Raw genomic sequence first — 22,821 nt, 5'->3', positions numbered from 1 at the left:
TAAAGATAGGAAAAACGAAGAAAAGCCAAACGTATTACATTTTACGACAGATTTGCTTTATCTTAGCGAACCAGAAAGAACTTATGGCATCTGACAGCGTTGTAGTTATACCAACATATAATGAAAAAGACAACATCGAACGAATGATTCGAACGGTTTTCTCGTTTGACAAAGCGTTTGATATTCTGATTATTGACGATGCCTCTCCTGACGGAACAGCCCAAATTATACGCTCTTTAATGCTTGAATTTCCCGGGCGTTTACACCTGGAAGAAAGGCAGGGAAAACAAGGACTTGGAACGGCCTACATTCATGGTTTCAACTGGAGTCTGAAAAAAGACTATGAGTATATTTTTGAGATGGACGCCGATTTCTCGCACAATCCGGAGGATTTGATCCGTTTGTATGAAGCTTGTAAAAACGGTAAAGGAGATTTTAGTATTGGTTCGCGGTATTGTAAAGGCGGGAAAGTAAAAAACTGGCCGATAAATCGTATCCTGATGTCTTATTTTGCATCGATCTACGTACGCATGGTACTATGGATCAGTATAAAAGACACAACAGCAGGGTTTAAATGTTACAAAAGAGAAGTTCTGGAAACAATCCATTTTAATAACATCCGGTTTAAAGGATATGCTTTCCAGATTTGTATGAAGTATGCGGCTGTAAAGCATGGTTTTCGTCCCGCAGAAGTTCCCATTACATTTATTGACAGGCAATTTGGTGAATCCAAAATGAGCATCGGAATTTTTAAAGAAGCTTTCTGGGGTGTCTGGAAAATGAAAAAAATGAATCTATGAGCAAAGGTGTTGTAATAAAAGGCGGTTTGGTTATCAACGAGGGAAAACGAAAACACGTTGATATTCAAATTGAGGATAAGATTATTACAAAAATAGAAGAACGGATTGATACCCCTGAGGGATTTAAAGAAATCAGTGCCGAGGGAATGTATGTAATTCCGGGTGCTATTGACGATCAGGTTCATTTTCGCGAACCAGGCTTAACCCATAAAGCGGATATTTCAAGCGAATCGAGAGCAGCAGCAGCGGGAGGTATAACTTCCTTTATGGAAATGCCGAATACCGTGCCGAATACACTTACACAGGAACTTCTTGAGAACAAGTATGCTATCGCTGCTCAAAAAGCGGTTACAAATTATTCATTCTTCATGGGAGCCTCTAATGATAACATAGAGGAAGTTTTAAAGACAAATCCGGACACGGTTTGCGGAGTAAAGGTTTTTATGGGTTCCTCTACCGGAAACATGCTTGTAGATCAACGCAGCACATTGGATCGGATTTTTTCGGAAGTTCCTATGCTGATTGCTACGCATTGTGAAGATGAAGCTACAATTCGCCGAAATATAGAAACATACAGAGAACAGTATGGTGAGGATGTGCCTATTTCTGCCCACCCGCTGATTCGTTCTGAAGAAGCCTGTTACCTTTCTTCTTCTATGGCTGTTGAATTAGCCAAAAAGCACAACACAAGACTTCATATTTTACATATCAGTACTGCGAAGGAGTTGTCTCTTTTCCGAAATGATATTCCGCTGAAAGAGAAGCGCATTACAGCAGAAGCCTGCGTCCATCATCTGTGGTTTACTGATGCCGATTACGAGGAAAAAGGAACCTTGATTAAATGGAACCCCGCCGTAAAACGGGCTGAAGACAGGGATGCAATCTGGGAAGCTGTCCTCGACAACAGAATTGATGTTATCGCTACGGATCACGCACCACATACACTTGAAGAGAAGAAGCAAACGTATTTTAACGCTCCTTCCGGTGGACCTCTGGTACAACATGCTCTTCAGGCCATGTTCCAGAAATCATTAGAAGGAAAGATATCTCCGGAACGCATTGTCGAAAAAATGTGTCATGCTCCTGCCGAGCTTTTCCAAATTGATAAACGTGGTTTTATTCGTGAGGGATACTATGCTGACCTGGTTTTGATCAATCCTAAAATTTCCACAACCGTCACTCGTGACAATCTGCTGTATAAATGTGGGTGGTCTCCTTTTGAAGGAGTAACTTTTGACCATCACATTATGGCTACGTTTGTAAACGGTAAAGTTGTTTGGAATGGTACGGAGATTGTGGAAGAAAATGCCGGAATGCGTCTCAATTTTGACCGCTAATGTACAGGTTGGGTATTTTTTTATTCGGAATAGTGTTAGTTCTGGCATCTTGTGAAGCCCGGTCAATATCCATTGATGCTCCGGATGACTTGATTCCGCGAGACTCTTTTACACGTGTTTTAACCGATTTGGTCGTTCTGGAAGCTCATGTACAGGGAAAGTATGTTCAATTGAATAATTACACACAAATCATGATTGCCAGCGGAGACTCTCTTCTCAGTAAACATGGTGTTGATTACGATCGTTTTCAGAGCTCTCTGTTGTATTATGGCAAGTTTCCGGATCAAATGGAGGAAATTCTGACCCAAATAAGCGATACACTTACCATACGGGAAGTACAACTTCCTAAATAAGTGGGTTAACGCTGCTCCTTATCGGTAGAAATTCATTTCGTCAATATACTTGTGAACCGGATCTGTCAGCAAATAGCGAACACTTTTCCCCTCTTTTATTGCATTGCGTATAAAGCTTGAAGAAACTTTCATAACGGGAGCATCACAAATGTGTACATGCTCGTGTTCCATAAATCCGTTATCCTGTTTATAACCCAACTGATCTGCTTCCTGCTGTTCCTGAATGGTAAGCACACGGGGATACACATAAATCTCATGGTCCCGCAATATAATGTCATGGTTCTGCCATTTATGTAGGGTACGAAGGTTGTCTTCTCCCATAATCAGGCAAAATTCGTGAGCAGGATATTTTTCTTTCAGGTGGGCTAATGTCGTTGCAGTATAGGAAGGTTTCGGAAGCTTAAACTCAATATCGCTTACTCTCAGGTTATCATTATCTTCTATCGCAATTTCCACCAATGCGTACCGATGATAGTCTTCCAGAAGAGAGGCTTTCTTTTTAAGTGGATTTTGCGGTGTTACAACTAACCATATCTGATCCAAATCCGTGTAATCCGCCATGTAATTTGCAATAACCAGATGGCCGATGTGGATAGGGTTATATGTGCCAAAATAAAGTCCTACTTTCATTCTTCCAAAAATTCTTTCACCACTTTCTCTGCCTGTTCAAAAGCATTTTCAAGATTATCATTGAGAATAATTGTATCAAACTGATCCGCATATTTTAACTCGCTCGATGCTTTGTTTAAACGTTGTCTGATTTTCTCTTCTGTTTCCGTACTGCGATAACGCAACCTTTTTTCCAGTTCCTCGACAGACGGTGGTTGTACAAATATAGCAAGTGCCGCATCCCCGAATTGCTTTTTCAGGTTTAAACCTCCAATGACATCCACATCAAAAATAACTGCTTTTCCGTGTTCCCAAATACGTTTTACTTCTGATTTCAGCGTTCCGTAAAAGTGATCCGGGTAAACTTCTTCCCATTCAATGAATGCTTCTTCCTGAATTTTTTTTCTGAACCCTTCAACGCCCAGAAAATAATAGTCCTTGCCCTCTTCTTCATGACCACGCGGATCACGGGAACAAGCCGAAACGGAAAATTCCAACGGAAAATCTCCGGATAACAGGTGATGTACGATTGTTGTCTTACCTGCCCCTGACGGAGCTGAAAATATGATGCACTTACCCTCTGTCATAATTTACAGTGTGTTCAGAACCTGTTCTTTGATTTTCTCCAGGTTATCTTTCATTTGTACAACTAGTTTTTGCATTTCCACATGATTGGATTTGCTTCCCAGTGTATTAATTTCGCGCCCGATTTCCTGCGAAATAAAGCCTAGTTTCTTCCCGGCTCCTTTTCCTGAAGCCATTGTTTCTTCAAAATAATTCAGGTGATTTGCCAGACGTACTTTTTCTTCGGAAACATCCAGTTTCTCAATATACATGATAAACTCCTGCTCCAGTCGGTTCTGGTCCAATGCTTCACCCAATTTTTCATCCAACGCCTTTTGCATGCGCTCCTTTATCGTGATGATTCGCTCTTCTTCGTATTGCTGCACTTCGCCTAATAAAGCACGAATTTCTGCTATCCGTTCTGAAAAATCAGCCTGCAAGCTTTTTCCTTCCTGCATTCTGAAGTCCTCCATCTGATGCAATGCTTCATCGACAAGTTCTGACACAAATGTCCACTCTTCCGGATCCAGCTCTTCACGGGTATTTACAAAAATATCTGACATCCTTAGTAATTGGCTGATCGGGTCAGGCGATTTCACTCCCAACTCTTGCTCCAGGTCTTTAATGTCATTGAAATAGGCACGCGCAACTGCTTTATTAATGACGCTGCTGCGCTCTTCACCGTTATTCTCAACGGCAATGGTTACTTCTACTTTCCCTCTTTCAAGACAAGCCCCGACTTGCTTACGCAATTCGATCTCCTTTTCTTTATACAAAGGAATCAAACGGACATTTAAGTCAAGAGACTTACTGTTCAGCGATCGGATTTCGATTGTTATTTTTTTCTGAAGGTAAGTTCCCGAAGCCTTACCAAAACCTGTCATTGAGTGCAACATGTGCTTATTCTTTTGACAAAAGTAGTTATTTTACGAGAACTCTGTACGAATCAGAACAACTCCTTGATATTGCTGGTGAACAGTTTTACGGCAATAGCAAGCAGAATAATACCAAATACTTTTTTGATGATTGCCAAACCTCCCGGTCCTAATAATTTTTCGAATTGTCGTGTAAGTTTCAGTACAATATAAACAATGGTTATATTAATAAGTATGGCAATCACAATGTTTATCGCCTCAAACTCAGCCCGTAACGCAACCAAAGACGTCATAGAACCCGCTCCGGCTATGATAGGAAAAGCAAGGGGAACAATGGATGCTGTTTTTGGAGTTCCTTCCTCTTTAAACAAGGTAATTCCCAGAATCATTTCCAGACTCATTGCAAAAAGAATTAAAGAACCGGCAACAGCGAAGGACTTAATGTCAACACCTAACCATCCCAAAAGCGTTTCACCCAGAAAAAGAAAGGCCAGCATAATCCCCATGGCTACAATAGAAGTACGCCAGGCATAAATCTCACCCGCTCCTGATTTTATCTTAATAATGAGGGGAATAGAACCAATTATGTCAATTACTGCGAATAAGACCATAGTAGCCTTACCCATTTCAGATAAAGAAAATCCGTCTAACATGTAATATATTTTTCAATGGTTGGACCAAAATACTGATGCTCCAAAGACTGAACTTTGGTGGCAATGGTTGCCGGAGTATCTTCTGCATTTACAGGACAGGTATACTGTGCCAGGTGTTCCCCGTTGTCAAATTCTTCATCAACAAGGTGAATGGTAATTCCCGTTTTCGTTTCTCCTGCTTCTTTCACAGCCGTATGTACGTGCATGCCATACATGCCTTTCCCACCAAATTTAGGTAATAAAGCCGGGTGAATATTAATAATTCTGCGCGCATACGCTGCAATCAGTGTATCCGGGATTTTGCGAAGAAATCCTGCCAACACAATATAATCGATGTCTCTTTGTTGCAGGTTCGCTAATACTTCCTCTCCTGACACAAAATCTGCATTTTCAAACACACATGTTTCCACCGTGTGATTTTCTGCATGCTTCAGAACACCTGCATCTGATTTATTGGAAACAACAAGTACTACTTCTGCGTACGGGTTTTCAGCAAAATAATGCATTAATTTTTCTGCGTTAGAACCGTTGCCGGAAGCAAATATGGCCAATCGTTTTTTCATTGCGGGCACAAAGGTACGACATACAGACTAATAAGTCCTACATTTTTTTGTTCGGAAATGGCTTCAACCGAATTCAGCTATACGGTTCCCAGATACTTCTGCCGGAATTGTTTAGGTGTACTGTTATTCTCTTTTCTGAAAAAACGCGAAAAATAGGCGCTATCCTCAAAACCAAGAGAATAGGCAATCTCTTTGATCGTTTTGTCTGAGTGTACAAGCATTCTTTTTGCTTCAACGGAGATCCGCTCGTAAATAAGCTGCGAGGTGGATTTCCCGATTACCTGATTGGTTATCCGGTTCAAGTGTTTGATTGAAAAGTTCATTTTATCAGCGTAAAATGCAGGGCGTTTTTCAGTAATAAAATGGGTTTCAATTAACGTAATCAGTTCATTATACTGTTGTATTCTCCGGTAATTTTCTTTTGTGTCCTTATGGCTGTTTGCGTACCCGATTCGCAGGACTTCAACGTGTAAAACCTGTATCAATGCAACCAACATCTTGTTGCGAAACATATTGTCTCCCCTATATTCCTGTAAAAGGTTTTGAAACAATTGTTCCTGTCTTTGGAGTTCTTCTGTATTCAACAATAGGTGTGAAAACTGATTAAACCCCGTAGTGGCTCCGGTTGGAAAACTTCCTTTATTAAACACCTGATCTGCCGCATGGAACAAAATGTATCCGTCGATGTCATCCGAGACTGTCCAGGAGTGTGTCTGTCCGGGACAAATGACAAATAAACTACCGGGACAGATCTCATACCTGTCAAAATCAATTTCATGAAATCCGTTTCCCCTCGTAAACAAAACAAATAAAAAAAAGTCGTGTTTATGAGGCTCTGTCACCTGATCCTGATGAGTAGCAATATGGTTTCTGAAATCATTGACATAGTGAAAATCTATTTCATCTCTGCTAAATGATTCTATATTGAGGATGGGTAACATGTCTCCCTTGTGTTGCGTCATTTGTCCTATAACTTGTCTGTTAAAGGTACTTTTTTATTCAATAAAATGTAAAACCTTTGCAAATAAAAATGAGTCTTTTATCCAATATACTCCACGGAAAGTGTCCGGTCTGCAAAAAAGGTAAAATGTTCAATTACACTTTTCCTTTCCGGGCGGGCACAATGAATGAAACATGTTCCCATTGTCATACAAAATTTGAACAGGAACCGGGTTTCTTTTTCGGAGCTATGTACGTAAGTTATGCACTTACTGTGGCTGAGTGTGTTGCCGTATTTGTATTGTGCCAGTTTTTCTTTGATGAGTTTCTGGATGTTCGGATGATTCCTTTTTTAATTCTTCCTATTCTCCTTCTGGCCCCTATAAATTACCGATTGTCACGGGTTATCTGGTGTTATTTGTTTTCTTCTAATTACAAAAAACAAAAGACTCAGTAATTATGGGTTTTCACGCGTTCTGATTACTTTTTTAATAAGAGGTATAACAAATATGAGCATTACCGGGAGTAAAAGCATGGTGTTATTATTCTGAAATGAAAACACAACCGTGTTGGACATGGATTCTACCATGAATACGAATAATAGATAAATTTCCAATACCAGTAATATCCCTCCGGCAAACACGTACATCGAATACTCGTGAACAAAATTTGCGAAGGAAGGAAGAAAAATATAGCACATGCTTCCTATTAAGAGAATAAATAATATTCCGAATATAGAAAGGAGATAATATTCCCAATAGGCATCCGGATAGTCGGCATTCATCAGTGTTTTCACATCTTCAATCAATAGTGCCTGATCACTGGTTTCAGGAAAATCTCCCGTGTCAAACCGGGCAAGATAGAATTGATTCAGTAACTGCTTCATCCAGGGAATATCCAATGTCTCTTTGCTATGTAAAGATTCAAAGGTAAGCGCCATTGAAGCATCGGGAGTCGCTAAAAATACACTATCAACCATACTGGACAAACCGACCAGGTAACTTTGGTTGTTTTTACCTTCTTCCGTGTCAAATGTAAAGTAAAGCGGCAGGTTTCTTATCTCGGGAATTCTGGTGCTGTCCACAACAAGACTTACTGATTTGACAAACTGTGCCATCGCACGCTTTTCGTGGAAGGAGAAGTCCGGAAAATAAAAGTTAACGCCTACTTTTTTATACCGATTCCTATACGATGCATTTACGATATCTGAAAAAATCTTGTAAACGACCCTTACCTGTTGGTTTGGTGTTTTCAGGAAGTTGGTTGTGTTTAACTTTCCCTGTAATGTGAACATAATATCCAGGGGCATTGAGTCGGGAAGGTTGTCCGGTAAAATTTTTTCGTTTTTATGAATTTTAAACCGGTCTTTTGAAAAATCAACCTGATATTCGCTCAATACATACCTGTACTTTCTGATATACGCATGTAGTGTTGCCTGAATATCACTCAGGTATACTGTTTCTGCCGGAGATCTTTTTACGGTGTCTCTGCTTCGGATATATTCTGAAAATGAATGAAAAAATTCATCAAATGACATGTTAAAATGCCCGGTAAGGTCATTTAATTCTGAAATGTAGACCGTATCGTAAACGGTTTCCGTTACGACCACACTGTCATGCAATGTAAATATTTCAAAGACGCCTCCATCATATCCTGTTTCGCAGGTATAGCATTTATATTCCTGCGCATTTACCGGAAACAGTAAACCTGCTGTGCTCCACAAAAAGAGTAATCGAATCGCTTTCATGCCTGCTTTTTTAATTTTTAATACGTTATTTTCCCTTCTTTTTCCTGTTCCTTCCGAATGGCTTCATCCAGAATTTCTTTTGTCAACACCGGCTTTTCTGCCTGATACAACTGAAGCGCACAGCGCTGTACAACATTGATCATGCTCCCCCCCGAAAGTTCTATTTGTGCCGCGTCCAAAAGAAGATCCGGATCAGCAGCTTCCATCCACTCTGCGGGTAGCATCTGTTCCCATAATCGCATCCTGGAGCTTTCATCCGGCATGGGGAAGTAAAGCACTGACTGAAAACGCCTGAAAAATGCTTCATCCAGATTATCTTTCAGGTTGGTTGCCAACACTATCATTCCCGGAAAATCTTCTATTCGTTGTAGCAAATAAGCTACTTCCTGATTAGCATGCCTGTCATTCGAAGAGTTGGTGTCCGAACGTTTTCCAAACAGCGCATCTGCTTCATCAAAAAACAAAATCCAGTTCTGATGTTCGGCCCGGTCGAAGATCTTAGCCAGATTTTTTTCGGTTTCACCAATGTATTTGGAAACGACCATGGATAGATCAATCCGATAAACTTCCAGTTCATGTTTTTTCCCGAGAAGAGAAGCTGCCAGTGTTTTCCCTGTTCCCGGCGGACCATAAAACAAAGAGCGGTATCCTCGTTTAATGTATTTGTTCAACTTCCATCGCAATCGTATCTCTTGTTCGTGCTCCAACCATTGGGAAATGTTCTCCAAATCTTCCCGTAAATGATATGGTAGCACAAGGTCTTCCCATTCCAACTGCGTTTCCACCCTTTTAGCAGGAAAATCACTGCTGTAATCCGGTCGATACACGCCATTGTTCAACACTTTTGCAAGAAATTCCTCAGAAACAATAAGCTTTCCACTTAAAAAAGGCTCTCCGGAACCCTGATCTTCCAAACGCAAAATATTTTCCTGATGGAACCAGTGTTCTTTGCTAAACAATTGCACAACCAACGAGCGGTTTTCCGGATTATCAACGGATAAGATAAACGCTGCTGTCTCTCCTGTTGGCAGAAAACCGCCATGTGAAGTTCCCTTCCATCCGCCAAATTCAGTGTATGGGCGATCCAGTTCTTTGTTTTGAATGAAAAACAAATCCAGTGCCTGTGGGTAGATATGTGGTATAATAGCCAATAGTAAAACTATCCTTTCTTCCCAGGTTAATTCACGTTTGGTAAGTGTTGACAATTCATCGTCACCCAACGAAATTTCCCGCAGGGAGTTGTATTCGCTTTCGTGCCGGAAGTAAAGCGAGAAAGCGGTGTGGAGTAACAATTGAAAGGATATTGTCATTTTTTTAGTTATTTAGGATAATGTCCCCCTTCTTTTTCAAATCTGGATTTCAGAATATATTAATTAGTTTATTTTCAAGAACTATACTTATACTCATTTATCGTGTTACTATCACGTTTAGCCGTCAGCCACTCTTCAGCTTTTGAATCAGAAAAACTAGTTTGTAGCCATTCTTTTAATGCTGCATTTATTACTTGACTTCCAACAGTATCCGTTTGTGTATCGGAAGATTCTCCATCATTCAAATCATGATCTTCAGATTCATTTTCGATTATAGATTTTATTTCATTTAGTGTATCATGAATTGCCCCTAGTTCATCTAATGTTATTGGTACAGAACTAATTGCATCGCGATAATTAAAATTATTGTTAATTAGATGAAGAGTGAATTTTAATTGATCTTCGGTCCAATCAATAAAGAGCTTATCATATTGGTTGTCGCCCTGAAATTCATTTCGTTGCCAGCTAGAAGTATGTCCTGCAAGTACTGCTCCATTTTTACTCGGTCTCTGAACGGGTTCAGACTTTATTAACCTACTTATTTTTTTGTCCTCTCCAATTATTTCTGCCTGACAATTTAATGAACCTGCTGCATTAGGAACAGATTCTTGACCAATAGTTACGTCACCTGTCTCCTGTTTTGCTATTACTGAATATTTTACTTTCTTCCCGCCAATTATCCAGTTCTTAACATGATTTTCTACATAATTAAGATGATCACCATTTGCATGCCCGGTAATTGGAAAGAGATTTGGAGCTACATTAGGACCACCTAAATTTGCATTAAGTAAGTGTCCGCGAACCCAATATTTAGCTCCAGGGTTCCAGTACAATTTAAGATCATCATACATATCCTTTTGAAAGGTAGATTTTGCATTTGCTCCTTTAATAGGAGTATCTGGATCAAGCATAGCAGTCATTGATCCTCCAACTTCTTTTGTTTTCCTTTCTCCGTTTCTATCGAGATAATTGAATTGTTGTGAATTCCAAACAACTTCAGATTTTAATTGTAATAAATTCGAATTATTATTAGAAACTAGTTTGTTTTCTGAATTGGAACTTTTCATTTGTAGCGCCTTAGCCCCCATCACATCTGCTTCTTTTTCTAATCCTGCATCATCATTTACAGGAACTGTTCCTTTCATTTGCATGGTTGGTTTCACTCTCCCCTGCTTTTGTTGTACAACGTGCCAGGCCTCATGAGCAAGGTGTTTTTCCTGTCCGGGTGCAACGTGAATATCTGTTCCCTGTGCGTACGCATGTGCCTGCAAAGTTGCCGGTTGGGAGGAATTGTAGTGCACTTTTACATCGTCCATACTGTAACCGGAAAGGTTTTCGATTCCACTTTTCAGGTTGTCGGGAAGTCCTGTGTTATTCGGTTTACGTTGTACAGGTTCTTTCTCCAAAGATTGAAGCTGCGTCATCCCCTCCTTATAGGCTTGTAAAACGCTGCCTATTCCTTTTTGATTAGATGCGCTTTTCTCCTTACTTTGAATCGGTTCTGATTTGTTTACTGCTGCTTTCATTATTCAACTATTTTGATTTGAATTATTACTCCTCCAATTCCATAGAATCCTCATCGTCCATCAGGTCTAGAAAAAGTCCCCCTAGCTCTCCCAATAAATCCTCATACTTAAAAATTCTGTTATAAGCCCTAATTTCTCTTCCGGCAAAGCTGTTCATATCTATAATGTCTTCTTCCAGACTACTTTCAATTGCATTGACAGATTCATCACCAACACCTCTAAGAGACAATAAATAACTTCTTGTTTCCTGTGGGTAAACACTAAAAAGAAAATTCAATGTTTCTATAACATCCTTATCCAAAGCAGCTGTTTTAGTCTTTGTTTTTGACCACAACGGATTAAATTTGGCCGCTTGCTTTCCTATCGCAAGGTTATCTCCTCTTGTTTTCTTTGCTTTTCCAGTATGTGTTTCATCAAATTCCGATGTTATCCTTGCCCGTACAGCCTTAGAAGACCCCAGAACTTCTGCATTACAATCAAACACACTATCTATATGACCATTCTTCTTTTTGTCATAGCTAACATCAACCTCATACTTTACCCATTGTTTTTCATTATTAACCCACTGCTTAACTACACTTTCTATTTTGTTTTCATGTTCTTTATTTGCGTTTGCAGTAATCGGAAACAGATTGTAATCCTCACCCGGACCTCCTACATTATCGTTCAAAAGATGTCCCCGAATATATTTTTGATTATTTGGCAACTTGGGGTTTGTAGGAAGTTTAGACATCACCTTTTTCAACGATGATGATTTAGGAGGACCGCCTTGTAAATGCTCAGGTCCAAGTGGATTTGCAACCATTTTTACTCCTACGGTACTTCCTTTCAAATTGGTCGTTGTCCATTCAACATCTGTACTTTTACCATCAAGGTCTTCTAGGCTCCATGGTTGTCTTTGAATCGTTTGTGATTGTTGTGCCTTACTCCCCATCACATCTGCTTCTTTTTCTAATCCCCCATCATCATTTACAGGAACTGTTCCTTTCATTTGCATGGTTGGTTTTACTCTCCCCTGCTTTTGTTGTACAACGTGCCAGGCCTCGTGAGCAAGGTGTTTTTCCTGTCCGGGTGCAACGTGAATATCTGTTCCCTGAGCATACGCGTGTGCCTGCAAAGTTGCCGGCTCCGAGGAATTGTAGTGCACTTTTACATCGTCCATACTGTAACCGGAAAGGTTTTCGATTCCACTTTTCAGGTTGTCGGGTAAACCAGTATTGTTGGATTGACGTTGGAGCGGAACTCCCCCCTCACTTACAACCTGCATTTGATCAATTCTATCTTTGTAGAGTTGAAGAATAGATGCTTTAGATGATTGTTGTTCCATCTTGTTCTGCACCGTTCCGTGTTGCTTGTTTTGATATGAAGTGTTTTTTAATGTTTTCATCTTTATCTATTGGTTTTGCCTTTCCTTCAACTCTTGCTTTGTCAATTCACCAACACGTGTCTTCGGGTTTTGAGCCCATTTCGGTTTTTTAGGTCTTTTTTGCCTGTCTGCAGTGTTACCTGTATAAGTTTCATAGGCTTCATTATAGGCCCCTACATTATTTAAATCTGATTCAATAGTCACCGGTCCAAACAATCGTGAACCTAGCTTTCCTGTCGTAGGATCCCATGAACGTATTTCACAGTCAAAATCAGCTTTGGGGTCAGTAATTACCGGGTTTGCATCAACTTCAACTCGATAATAAATAGGTTGTTTATTCCAAACATATTCTTTTGCTTTATTTTCAACGTATCCCAAATGGTCGCTATTAGCAGCCTTCGTGATCGGGTACAAATTATAATTCATGGCACTTCCACCGAGATTATCATTCCACAAATGTCCCTTCACTAATCCTCCGCCTGTAATTCCCCATTTACTTCTAATTGCTGACATCATATCATCCTGAGCAGTGTTGAGATTAGCACTTTGTCCCTGGTGCATATCGTTTGGATCCAGTCCTACTTCCACAAATTTCCCAACGTTTATACTTCCGGTACCAAAGTTGTACTGTTGATCTTGTTGTGAAAGAATCTGTGTTTTTAACTGTATTGGTTCCCTTGACGCTTTTCTTTGGACAACATTAGATTGTGTATGGAATTGCATACTATTTTGTTTCATCTGAGAAGGATCAAACTTCGGTTGTAACAGTTCCTCTTCTTCTACTGATTGGCGTTGCGTGATCCTATCCTTATACGCCTGTAAAACTGTTGGTAACGTACTTTGTTTTCCCGACTGACTTTTTTCAGGTTGGGACATGTTTTTTTGTTGGATCATTGTTTTCATACGTTCTCTTTTTACCTCCAACTCACCTGAATGGGTTTTTCCATCCAACTGAATTTTGTTGTTTTAAAATTCCACGGGATATTGTCCAGTAAAACATCAAATGCTTTGCTTTCAACAATAAGGTCTATTTGTTCTTCCTGTTCTTCTAACCTTCCTTCCCGCTGCAAAAAACCTTCCCGCAAACCATCAATCGTTTTCACTTTACTCCAGTGTTGAACTACTCCTTGTAACATTCCGTCAGTTACCTGCATTTCTTCTTCCGTCAGTACAACTGAACGCGGAACAGGAATACCCGTTTTAAACCCTACCAGAAGTTTATTGAGTTGCAGTTCGTGTTCCGGAAAATCTGTGGTTCCGAAAACAGCATACTGCATCAGAAATAATGCTTTTACTTTTGCCTCTCTATCTTTGAATTTTCCTTTTTCCGTTAACTCTAACCGATTGAATAGGCGTGGAAGAAAAGGAGCCAAAAGAATCAAACCAGCATTGTAAATAAACGATAAGGGAAGGTCTCCGGATTCTATCAGAAGGTCTTCTTCCTGCAATTCTTGCGAAGTCACATCCAATAACTGACTTTTCTTTTTCAGGGTTTCCTTTAACAGATCATCTTTCTCTGCCAGTTTCAGTATTTGTTTTTCTAAAGCTTGTTGTTCACTGCTTGTTCCTTTCTGCAATAGTTCTATGATTATTTTCAATGCAATGTCTACTATACTCAGGCGATCCGGATATGTCGACAAACGCAACAAAATTGTTAGTATAAACCGTTTGTCTATTTCCTGTTGAAAACACGATTTTACAATCTGTCTCAACTCTTTTTCTAATCGTAAAACGGGTTCCAGATACAATACAAAATCAGGTTGTCGGATGAGTGCATCAATCAACCTTTCAGTACGGATGTCCTGTCCAAAGTACCTGATCAACAATTGCTTTGCCTTACTCCGTTTTTCATCGCTTTCTTCTTTCAGGAATTCGACTTTATTTTTATCCGTCACCTCCGTTTGGTTCACCTTTGTTTTGTCGTATAACTCTTTCAGTACCTGCGTCAGATCAAAAGGTAGGGTGAATGCTTTATTTTGTGTTTCTGTATAAAAAAGAAGGATCAATTCTTCTGTTTTTACGTTGTGATGCGCCGCAATTTTCCGGATTACTTTTTCAACGAAATACCGCTTATTAAACACCTGATTTTTGGGCTCAAGTAATACACTATGGATAAACTGCCATTTAAGGGCTTTGTAATTTCCGGCTGTTTTTCCCTGTAGAATTCCTTTGTTTTCCTGCCTGTCAATTGATTTGGCATAAGAAAGAATAAAAGCACTCTCTTTCCGGTATAGCGTTATGACTAGTTGCTGGTGCTGACTTTCGGTAAAGTTACCGATCAGTTGATTTCTCTTTGTCTCGTCTTTAATAAAACGCTGTAACTGTTCACGCGCTATCTGTGGTAAGCTTTTGTTGGTAAAAAGATATTGCACGATTTCCTGAGCAGATTGTTCAAAAAATATGCTTTTTGTGTTTATTACTTCTTTCTCTTTTACCTCCAGATAGATTTCCCGGAGAAGCATTATGAGTTCTTTACTCATCCCTTCTGCAACTCCCTGCTCGTACAGGTAATACAATACATCCGAATCTTTCAGATTGTAATGCGCCGCCACTTTTTGAATAACCCGCCAGACAAAATGACGCCTGTTGAATCCTGTTCCATTATTTTCTAATAATACAGGGAAAATAATTTGCCACTTCACCAGTCGGAATTCACTTCCCGCTTTCCCCTGCAACATACCTTTGTCTTTATGTTGCTCCAATTCATGTGCATAGGTTTTTACAAACTCATGTTCTTGCGGCAGTAATTCTTTTACCAATCCTAATATCTGACGTTCTTTAAGCAATTGCAAAAAGTGGTAATTATCCTCTTTTTTCAGTATCCGAATCAATTGTTCTTTCTGGTTTTGGCTTACAATCCAGGCGGATTGTTCTTTTCCTGCTATTCTGAGCAAGTCATATAACTTTTTCCAATCCGTTACACCGCTCTCGATCTCCTTCTGCTCATCATCCCTGAGTGTTTTCAACAATGTCATCAATTCTACCGGATATCCGGGTTCCAGATCCGGACGAATGAGGAGTAAATACAACAGATCCGAATAGGTCATCCGATACCTTTGTGCCAATTGCTGAATCGTTTGTTGCAGAAATACTTTCTTGTTGAAAAAAGAACTCCGATTCGTCAATAACCAGGCATAAACAACCTGCCAAACGGTTTTGTGATAAGGTGTCTGACTGATTTGGGGAGTTTGTATTTTGCGATGTCGGGATTGTACGAAACGCACATAAGAAATAACGAAATGACTTTCTCCGGAAGCCATTACCCTGATACCTTCTTCCAGTGCTTTATCTTCTAACTGAAATACCAATCGTTGTTGAAGTCCTGTATAATGGCCATACGTTTGCAAAAATTTCCGCAGTGCTCCGGACTCATTTTTTGCCACAGAAATAAATAATGCATTGATATCTCTGCTATCAGAAATGGTACTCCACGGAAGAGAACCATGCAGTAAAAAATGAAACAATAAAGCGGATTTTCTTTGATGAATTGGTGTCTTTCGAACTGTTTTGTGTGCATCTTCATAAAGTTGTTTCAAAAGAGCGTTTTCCAGTTGTTCTTCATACATTCGTAAGAAATGTCGGTTAAATTGACTTTCGGAAACCGATCCCAATTCCAATTCAAGAGAATCCAGTTCAATGTTATAGGAAGGGTCATCCAGTTTTGTCAGTATTTTATCGGTTGACTTTTCCAGGTTGCTGATCCAAAAATGATCCCACTGTCCATAGAGAGACCGAAAAAAGGATTCGTTCTCACCTAAAAACCGGAATACTATTTTTTGCACCTGATTCATATTTCTTTTGCTGTATCTTTTACATGTGTTAAAAATGCCCGCAAGGCAGTTGCGTAGGTTTTTTCATCAGCATTATTTTCCTCTGCCAACGCTTTTCTCCATCCAAAGTAGATCAGATGAAAATTCTCGTGGGCTTCCGGATGCAGGTAATAGAGGGTGATTTGTAAATGTGCCGGCAAACGCTCTCTCAACATGATTTCCGTTCGTTCTGTTCGTTCATTTTCTGAAATGACAATAGAAACTTTGCTGTTCTCTTCCGGGTCTGTCTCATCTAAAAGAATATGCTCTAACAGATAAAACGATTGCATATTTCCTTCGTTTTTTATCTTTCGGAGATACGCCAGAAAAAGATGGGTCATTTCTATCAATCTTTCTCTATCTGAAAAAAACAAGCTCATATTGATTCCTATCTTTTTTTCAGGGTGAAAGAAAACCAACAAATATTCATCGGATGCTTCCATGATTTTGTAGTTTTCGATTTCTGTTCCGTACACCAGAAAACTTTCAAAAAGCACTCCATACCAAACAAGATTCATGTGTAGTCGCAAAATACCAAACCACCTTTCTTTGTTGTAAAGAACCTTTCTGTCAGGAACATCTGTAAAGCTTATTTCTTCCGATATGTAATCCCTGTAGGGGCTCAGGAGAAAACGATAACGATCAAAAAAATCTTCGTCTGTCAATACCCGGACACCGTCATAGTGTACGGGACGATCAGACACTTCATCTCCGTCAATGGTTTCTATCAGGTGTTGTATAACCGGAATACTGTTGGGTTCAAATATGTTAAGTGACCGGAATCGTGCTTCATTTATTTTAGGTAACGACTGCAAGAGAAGTGCTCTTTTCTTATTCAGTTCCGGAATGTTTTTCTTTCCAAACAAGGTGCGTGTATCTTCTCCGTATATGACATCTAACAAATTCAGGTAGCGAAACTTCTGTGTGTGATAGAACATCTTTTCCTGGATTTCTTCAACAACCCGCTGTCTTTTAGCAGGATCTACTATCCGATCGCCGTCAACGATAGAGACCTCAGGTAATCGCGTTGCAGGAATCTTTTCCGAAAGGTCAAATAATTCAGAAACATTCTTCGCTTGTTGCAGCTGATCTGCCATCAATTGATCAAACATCAGGAGGTACGCTTTCAACTGTAACACTTTGTGTACATATTCCGTGTTTTCCTGATCGGGGATCCCTCTTTCTCCTATTCCATAATTCTCCGGAAAATCATTCTGAATGGTGTGGTAATTAGCCGAAAACGGTTTTATTTTATTCTCAACGGTCTCTTCATTCGCAAATTCCGGAAACTCGTAAGAAGATTTCCGTCTGTATCCTTTGTGTAGTTTTCCGTCCTGTTTATCCCGTACACAAATACTGTATATGTTTTCACCGATATTTCTGTTCTTGTGGTAGGTTCTTTTTACTGTGCGGATAATTTCATTCTGCTCTTCCTCATCTAAACCATCATATCGCGGAAAGAGGTCTATTTTATATTTTTCAACCTCCCTATCAAACCGAACCCGGCACTGATACAGAATGTCAGCATGTTCTTTCAGAAACAATTCTTCATAGTCTTCAGTAGTAACGATACTTTTTCGCACCTTTTCTCTGCCCGTTTCCGGAGATATACTAACATATATGTCCTCGCGTGCAAAAAGTCCTTTTTGGGTGAAATCTTTGTCCTGATCGGATGAGAAGAGATACGACTCAAAAGGAAATTGTAAACGATAGTCCAGATCATACAAAGCGTAATTCAGGTAGTCGGAAATGGTAACTCCCGGATCATGTACATTAAAGTCCGTCCATACCTTTCCACTAAGTTCCGCCAGTCGCAACCGGGTTCTTTCCTGGAGTTCACTATAATAGTTTTCGTCCTTCTTACGCTTTTTCAGATGCAGTTCGTTCATACTTATGCAGGTATGTGATGTGACAATCTATTGGCTGTGCCTGTCCGGCTTTGTATCTCAATCGGGTTTTTATCTGTAGGCGACAAGCCTGATTTTTTCCTTTCTTCCATCTCAACTTTAGTTTATGTCCGAAAAAACCAAAATGTGATTGAAGTCGACGGATTCGGTTATGGCTTCCATAGCAATTGGTTGCCCAGGCCATTAAAACAGCATACTCCCCCGATCCTTTTTTTCCGCAAACGGAGGCCATGATTTCCATCGCATACATTCCATACAGGTCTCCTGTAATATCATGCCATTTTCCATCTGCCACCGGTGCAAATTCGGGTGTAACGGAAGTTCCTTTTTTTATTCCTCTGATTTCAATATCTCCTATGACTGTTGTTTTTGGAGCATTCAGCAGAATGGAAGGTTCTCTATCTCCTTCTGAATCATCATGTGTATGTCCCTGAGTGTTCCGCTCAATGAGCAGGTCTTCCGCATCATTAATTGTAAATATCCAGGAAGGTGGTGCTCCTGACTTTGTGCACATTGACAGTAAGGTATTACTATCGTTTTTGGGTGCGAGCTTTAATCCGTCTTTTGCATCTTTCGAGTAGCCATCATCAAGAATGTTGACTGCCGAATCAATTAAATCTCTGAACTCTTCCTGTGAAGGTCGTTTTCCATCACTAAAAAAATCTTTCAATATTTGTCTGCTTCGTATTGCCATATTATTTCTTTTTTTGGACGATAAAACTCTCCCCAATTTTCATTTCATGAATCCCGAATATGTCCGGAATTTCTTCTCCTTTCCTGTAGAAAATGTGATCGTTGGCAGGAATAAAAACACTATGTGCCTCAGTGGGATAAATTATGGTTTCAGAATCACCTTCTCCGGGTTTTTTATACAAAAAGTCGTGTAAAACGAAACTCTCTTTTTCCTTCTCAATACGAATTGCCGAAAACTCGGAAATCTCTATTTCCGAACCGAATTCTTCATGAATCGCATGGTACATTTTCTCAAGATCAATCACATAACCAAAAGCCGGAAGCTCCCCGGTATAGCGCCAGGGAGCAATGAATTGGTTTATCCTTTCTGTGAGTTGCTTTCTTCGTTTCACCGAAAAGTATCCTACCGGTTCAATTCTGCAACGAATGATTACTTCTTCGTAAACCGGATTAATCACGTTGATTCTCTGTACATAGGAAGACGAAATTCCCCGAACGTATTTTTCAATATAAAAGAGTAAATGCGGTGGTGTCAACGGTCGTAAAGGATTACCAAAAACCCCTGTGTTTTTGGGGAGCACTACAAGGTGAATACTTTTATCTCTTTTTCCACCCTTGTTAACAATGCATTTTACTTTGGCTACTTCGGGAAATTCCTGAAGAATAAGTCGTTCGTAATCTCTTGGAGTGACTGCTCGTCCCTTATGGGTAGTGTACTCCGAAATTCTCATCAGCATTTCGTCCGCATCTTCCTGTGTCCGTCCTCCATAAAAAGGTGAAATTCCAGTAATTCCTCCCAGTTCCGGAATAAGTGTGTCTTCCGAAAGTTCACCACTCCCGCTGTTGATCTCCGTCCAGTCTGCCGGATCCTCCGGCAACGACATTTCCAATCTGGCTGCATTTACAAAAACAGCTTTTAAATCCGGGAAAATCACATCTTTTACATTGTCATAGCTAATTTTCAACCATAATAACCCCCTGTCATCATACAGATGCTCAGACAGCACTTCAGGAAATTGCAACTGAATCCTTCCACTGATCAATAAGGCAATTGTCTCATCTTTGCAAATAAACGAAAGTGGCATTTTTTGCCAGTTTCCGGGATTACCAATATACATTCTGATCTGTTTCAGCTCCTGCCGCTGAAGGTGTAATGAATTATTGCGTAAGTCTTTATATTCTCTGGGAGCTACTTCAAAAAACAAATTCACTAACATTCCGGGACGAATATTCTCGAGTGCGAGTAGGAGGTTCCGGTCTTCCTGATCAGGTACAAAAGAAATGGTCTCCTGTTGATAGTTTTTTCGGGATACCACATTATCCAACGGAACAATGGGTTGAATCATACTCACTCCTTTTCCGGTTCCGATCCGAATGTCAATACTATCTTCCGCTTCATAATCTAGCGTAATTCTTTTCAGTTTAGGTTGCAAAGGAGGAAGTACAGAAGGGTATTTTTGTTTCCTCCTGCTGTTTTTCATCATTTGTTCTGCGAATACGCGCCGATGAACCGTTTCTCCAAACCCCATATCCGGTCGGGTAAGTGTAAAGTTCAGAAAGCCGTGCCGGGATTGGAGCGAATATTCATATTCTTCCTCCTCCTGACCAATAACGGGCATTTTTTCAACATCAATAGGACCAATACAACTCCAGTTTATCAGTTTTTTACTTTCTTTTTCCGAAGAAAAAAGAGGGAATTCGTATTCTCCTCTTACTTTTCTCCATTGAAAATCAGAAAGGTATCTTACAGATATTTCGAATGAATCATTCGTGATGTTTTCTCCGTATCCGTCATAATACCCTTCCATTCCCATAGGATGTTCAGGAAGTTTTTCCCAAAAAAAGTTGATGTGAAGACTTTTTGTGTCTTTCACATTCATCTCATAATTACCAATAGTAAACCAGGCTCCTTTTTCTGATGCTATTCCAAAAGGTGAAAAGGGTTTTGAATTATCAATTTTACCTAATTCATTATACACCTGTATATTGCTTACAGCTTCAACTTTCGTCTTTATATGAACCTGATTCAGAAGAAATTTTTCCAGGGAGGATTGCTGACTGTCAACCGCATCGTAATTGATATAAAAATTGATTGCCGGGTAAGTGGATTCAAACTGATGTACTTCGTACGTACAGGGTGCTGTAGACGGAAAAAAATCCGGCAACCGAAAATCAACAATTAGTTTTCCTTCTTTTTCGGTTACTGTATAGGTTTCTATTTCCTCCCAGCCTTCTTCTGTGCTGATTGTAAGTTGAAAAACAGCATTAAAAGAGGTTATTTTCAATTCTTCTTTCCATCCGGAATTTCTGGGAATAAACGTGGTTGTCACGGCTCTGCTTCCCTCACGAAGCAACAATACCGGAGAATTTATCCGTATTCCTGATCGACACATCTTTCTTTGCTTAGTTGTTACGACAGCATCCTGTAATCCAAGTTCTGTCAAAGAAAGAGATGTCACCGGATAAGGTTTTTCCTTGTTTTCTTTTTTTTTGTTTACTTCTAAAAGGTATAATTCTTTGATTCGAATTGCATGAACCGTAGTGTCTTCTACCAGTTCATAATAGGCTGTTTTGTTCTCTTCTTTATTAACCTTGAACCTTGTGTTTTTGGGAATTGTAAACGATTCTTCTCCTGAGCCGTTAAACGTAACCCATACCTTATCTCCCACAGCCGGGAGAGGTTTTACTTTTAACACTTTTTCAAGATACCAGGCCGGGTACTCTTCCCAACGTGTATTGAATTTTTCCGTCGTCGCCGAAAGGTTCTCCAAAAAATTGAGAAGCACTGCCAAAGAGGGTTCCATTTCCCCCTTTTTTATTCTTTTTTCAAGATTTTTATCTACTTTTTCTCCTATAAGACGGGTCAGAAGTTGATCAAAATGTCCTTGTGGTTGTATCCCGGAATTACTGGTAGTCGGGTGAAATTTAAGGAAAGAAGCTATCGAAACAGATTGACGTAACAGTTCGCCGAGCTTGTTATCCAACAAGTCCGGATACCGAAGCGATGAAACACGCCTCCGCCTGTTATCATTACTCAATCCGTCGTTATCCCACATTATCGTCTTTTTTAGCCCTCTCCCTCTCTGAAATAAAAGGGAAAGACCATATTATCCGGGCTGTTTGTAGCATTAATCAGATATTCTATCTGTATCCACAAAATGCCGTCCTGTTCTTCTCTTATCTCTATATCAATGTTGGTTACTGTTACTCTTGGTTCCCCTTTCGTGATCGCCTGTTTTATCGTATCAATAATCAGTGTCTTTTCAGAACGGTTCATCTTAGAAAAAACCCATCTACGGATATTACATCCGTATTCAGGGCGAAAAACCCGCTCTCCTTTAGTAGTAGTAAGTAAAATCCGAAGACTTTCCTTAATATCTTCCTCTCTCTCCGACAACTGTATTCCCAGGTTATCAAAGGAGGGAGGAAACTCCCAGCCTATACCTAAAAATTCTTTGTCTTTCATTTATCCTCCTATCATTACCGTCATACAACCAAGTGCTATGGTTCCTCCATGGGCACATGTGTCTCCCATTCTTGCTGCTGGTTTACCACCAATCATTACAGTCGCCGAACCTTTTACTATACTGTCAGGAGGACCAACACAAACGCACATGTCTCCCATGACTGCCGCAGGCAGTTTACCAATCAGCACTGTCGGAACTCCCGGTCCCGAAACCGGACCTCCGACATGGGGTATCGGAGGGAGACCCGGTGTTACCATCGGGCATACGTGCATATCTGTTATTCTAGCTGCCGGTTGCATTATT

General features: G+C 40.0%; 21 protein-coding genes. 4 read left to right on the top strand and 17 right to left on the bottom strand.

The annotated features are described in order from the left end of the window. Positions 1-83 precede the first annotated feature (83 nt). From ABDZ97_RS01525 to ABDZ97_RS01515, 3 genes are read left to right on the top strand one after another with little or no spacing between them, the layout of a single operon-like run. A complete protein-coding gene (locus ABDZ97_RS01525) occupies positions 84-800 on the top strand; it encodes a polyprenol monophosphomannose synthase (protein ID WP_343784375.1) in 717 nt (238 codons plus the stop codon). Then, positions 797-2,137 carry a dihydroorotase gene (locus tag ABDZ97_RS01520; protein WP_343784373.1) on the top strand — a complete coding sequence of 447 codons (1,341 nt, stop codon included), beginning with the start codon at positions 797-799 and terminating at the stop codon, positions 2,135-2,137. The genes ABDZ97_RS01525 and ABDZ97_RS01520 overlap by 4 nt, the downstream gene beginning before the upstream one ends. Further along, the gene (locus ABDZ97_RS01515; RefSeq protein ID WP_343784371.1) at positions 2,137-2,490 is read left to right on the top strand and encodes a DUF4296 domain-containing protein; all 354 of its coding nucleotides are present in this window, start codon (positions 2,137-2,139) and stop codon (positions 2,488-2,490) included. Before ABDZ97_RS01520 ends, ABDZ97_RS01515 begins: the two co-directional genes overlap by 1 nt. Before the next feature lie 18 nt (positions 2,491-2,508). On the opposite strand, the gene nadD is transcribed toward ABDZ97_RS01515, so the two are convergent. From nadD to ABDZ97_RS01485, 6 genes are all read right to left on the bottom strand, one after another. After that, positions 2,509-3,120: a nicotinate (nicotinamide) nucleotide adenylyltransferase gene (gene nadD / locus ABDZ97_RS01510; protein ID WP_343784369.1), complete on the bottom strand. Its 612-nt coding sequence runs from the start codon at positions 3,118-3,120 to the stop codon at positions 2,509-2,511. Continuing rightward, a complete protein-coding gene (gene gmk, locus ABDZ97_RS01505) occupies positions 3,117-3,686 on the bottom strand; it encodes a guanylate kinase (RefSeq protein WP_343784367.1) in 570 nt (189 codons plus the stop codon). The genes nadD and gmk overlap by 4 nt, the downstream gene beginning before the upstream one ends. 3 nt (positions 3,687-3,689) lie before the next feature. Then, positions 3,690-4,559 (bottom strand): YicC/YloC family endoribonuclease, encoded by an 870-nt coding sequence (locus ABDZ97_RS01500; protein WP_343784365.1) that lies wholly within the window; start codon positions 4,557-4,559, stop codon positions 3,690-3,692. A gap of 50 nt (positions 4,560-4,609) precedes the next feature. Then, positions 4,610-5,191 carry a MarC family protein gene (locus ABDZ97_RS01495; RefSeq protein WP_343784363.1) on the bottom strand — a complete coding sequence of 194 codons (582 nt, stop codon included), beginning with the start codon at positions 5,189-5,191 and terminating at the stop codon, positions 4,610-4,612. Then, positions 5,185-5,754: a phosphoribosylglycinamide formyltransferase gene (purN, locus tag ABDZ97_RS01490; RefSeq protein ID WP_343784361.1), complete on the bottom strand. Its 570-nt coding sequence runs from the start codon at positions 5,752-5,754 to the stop codon at positions 5,185-5,187. The genes ABDZ97_RS01495 and purN overlap by 7 nt, the downstream gene beginning before the upstream one ends. 77 nt (positions 5,755-5,831) lie before the next feature. Beyond that, the gene (locus ABDZ97_RS01485; RefSeq protein WP_343784359.1) at positions 5,832-6,716 is read right to left on the bottom strand and encodes a helix-turn-helix domain-containing protein; all 885 of its coding nucleotides are present in this window, start codon (positions 6,714-6,716) and stop codon (positions 5,832-5,834) included. A gap of 68 nt (positions 6,717-6,784) precedes the next feature. Between ABDZ97_RS01485 and ABDZ97_RS01480 the strand changes: the two genes are divergently transcribed. Then, positions 6,785-7,150, top strand: coding sequence for a DUF983 domain-containing protein (locus tag ABDZ97_RS01480; RefSeq protein WP_343784357.1), 366 nt, complete (start codon positions 6,785-6,787; stop codon positions 7,148-7,150). Here ABDZ97_RS01480 and ABDZ97_RS01475 read toward each other — a convergent pair whose 3' ends face one another. The 11 genes from ABDZ97_RS01475 to ABDZ97_RS01425 form a co-directional block, all read right to left on the bottom strand. Continuing rightward, positions 7,151-8,440 (bottom strand): hypothetical protein, encoded by a 1,290-nt coding sequence (locus tag ABDZ97_RS01475; RefSeq protein WP_343784355.1) that lies wholly within the window; start codon positions 8,438-8,440, stop codon positions 7,151-7,153. Positions 8,441-8,457: 17 nt separating this feature from the next. Beyond that, positions 8,458-9,750: an ATP-binding protein gene (locus ABDZ97_RS01470; protein WP_343784353.1), complete on the bottom strand. Its 1,293-nt coding sequence runs from the start codon at positions 9,748-9,750 to the stop codon at positions 8,458-8,460. 74 nt (positions 9,751-9,824) lie between these two features. Beyond that, on the bottom strand, positions 9,825-11,276 hold the full coding sequence (locus ABDZ97_RS01465; protein WP_343784351.1) for an eCIS core domain-containing protein: 1,452 nt from the start codon (positions 11,274-11,276) through the stop codon (positions 9,825-9,827). 25 nt (positions 11,277-11,301) lie between these two features. Beyond that, positions 11,302-12,663: an eCIS core domain-containing protein gene (locus ABDZ97_RS01460; protein WP_343784349.1), complete on the bottom strand. Its 1,362-nt coding sequence runs from the start codon at positions 12,661-12,663 to the stop codon at positions 11,302-11,304. A gap of 6 nt (positions 12,664-12,669) precedes the next feature. Beyond that, a complete protein-coding gene (locus ABDZ97_RS01455) occupies positions 12,670-13,545 on the bottom strand; it encodes a hypothetical protein (protein ID WP_343784347.1) in 876 nt (291 codons plus the stop codon). A gap of 11 nt (positions 13,546-13,556) precedes the next feature. Beyond that, positions 13,557-16,424, bottom strand: coding sequence for a contractile injection system tape measure protein (locus ABDZ97_RS01450; protein ID WP_343784345.1), 2,868 nt, complete (start codon positions 16,422-16,424; stop codon positions 13,557-13,559). A 5-nt stretch (positions 16,425-16,429) separates the two neighbouring features. Beyond that, positions 16,430-18,340, bottom strand: a complete 1,911-nt coding sequence (locus ABDZ97_RS01445) for a hypothetical protein (RefSeq protein WP_343784343.1) — start codon at positions 18,338-18,340, stop codon at positions 16,430-16,432. Then, a complete protein-coding gene (locus ABDZ97_RS01440; RefSeq protein WP_343784341.1) occupies positions 18,312-19,052 on the bottom strand; it encodes a hypothetical protein in 741 nt (246 codons plus the stop codon). Before ABDZ97_RS01440 ends, ABDZ97_RS01445 begins: the two co-directional genes overlap by 29 nt. 1 nt (position 19,053) lies before the next feature. Further along, positions 19,054-22,107: a baseplate J/gp47 family protein gene (locus ABDZ97_RS01435; protein ID WP_343784339.1), complete on the bottom strand. Its 3,054-nt coding sequence runs from the start codon at positions 22,105-22,107 to the stop codon at positions 19,054-19,056. 11 nt (positions 22,108-22,118) lie between these two features. After that, complete coding sequence (locus tag ABDZ97_RS01430) at positions 22,119-22,517, bottom strand: GPW/gp25 family protein (protein WP_343784337.1); 399 nt, start codon at positions 22,515-22,517, stop codon at positions 22,119-22,121. Next, positions 22,518-22,817, bottom strand: coding sequence for a PAAR domain-containing protein (locus tag ABDZ97_RS01425; RefSeq protein ID WP_343784335.1), 300 nt, complete (start codon positions 22,815-22,817; stop codon positions 22,518-22,520). It lies immediately after the preceding gene. Positions 22,818-22,821: the final 4 nt, after the last annotated feature.

This window comes from Wandonia haliotis (genome assembly GCF_039523435.1).
GTDB lineage: Bacteria > Bacteroidota > Bacteroidia > Flavobacteriales_D > Crocinitomicaceae > Wandonia > Wandonia haliotis.
The sequence above is the reverse complement of the archived record's forward strand: the minus strand, read 5'-3'. Positions and strand labels throughout refer to the sequence as shown.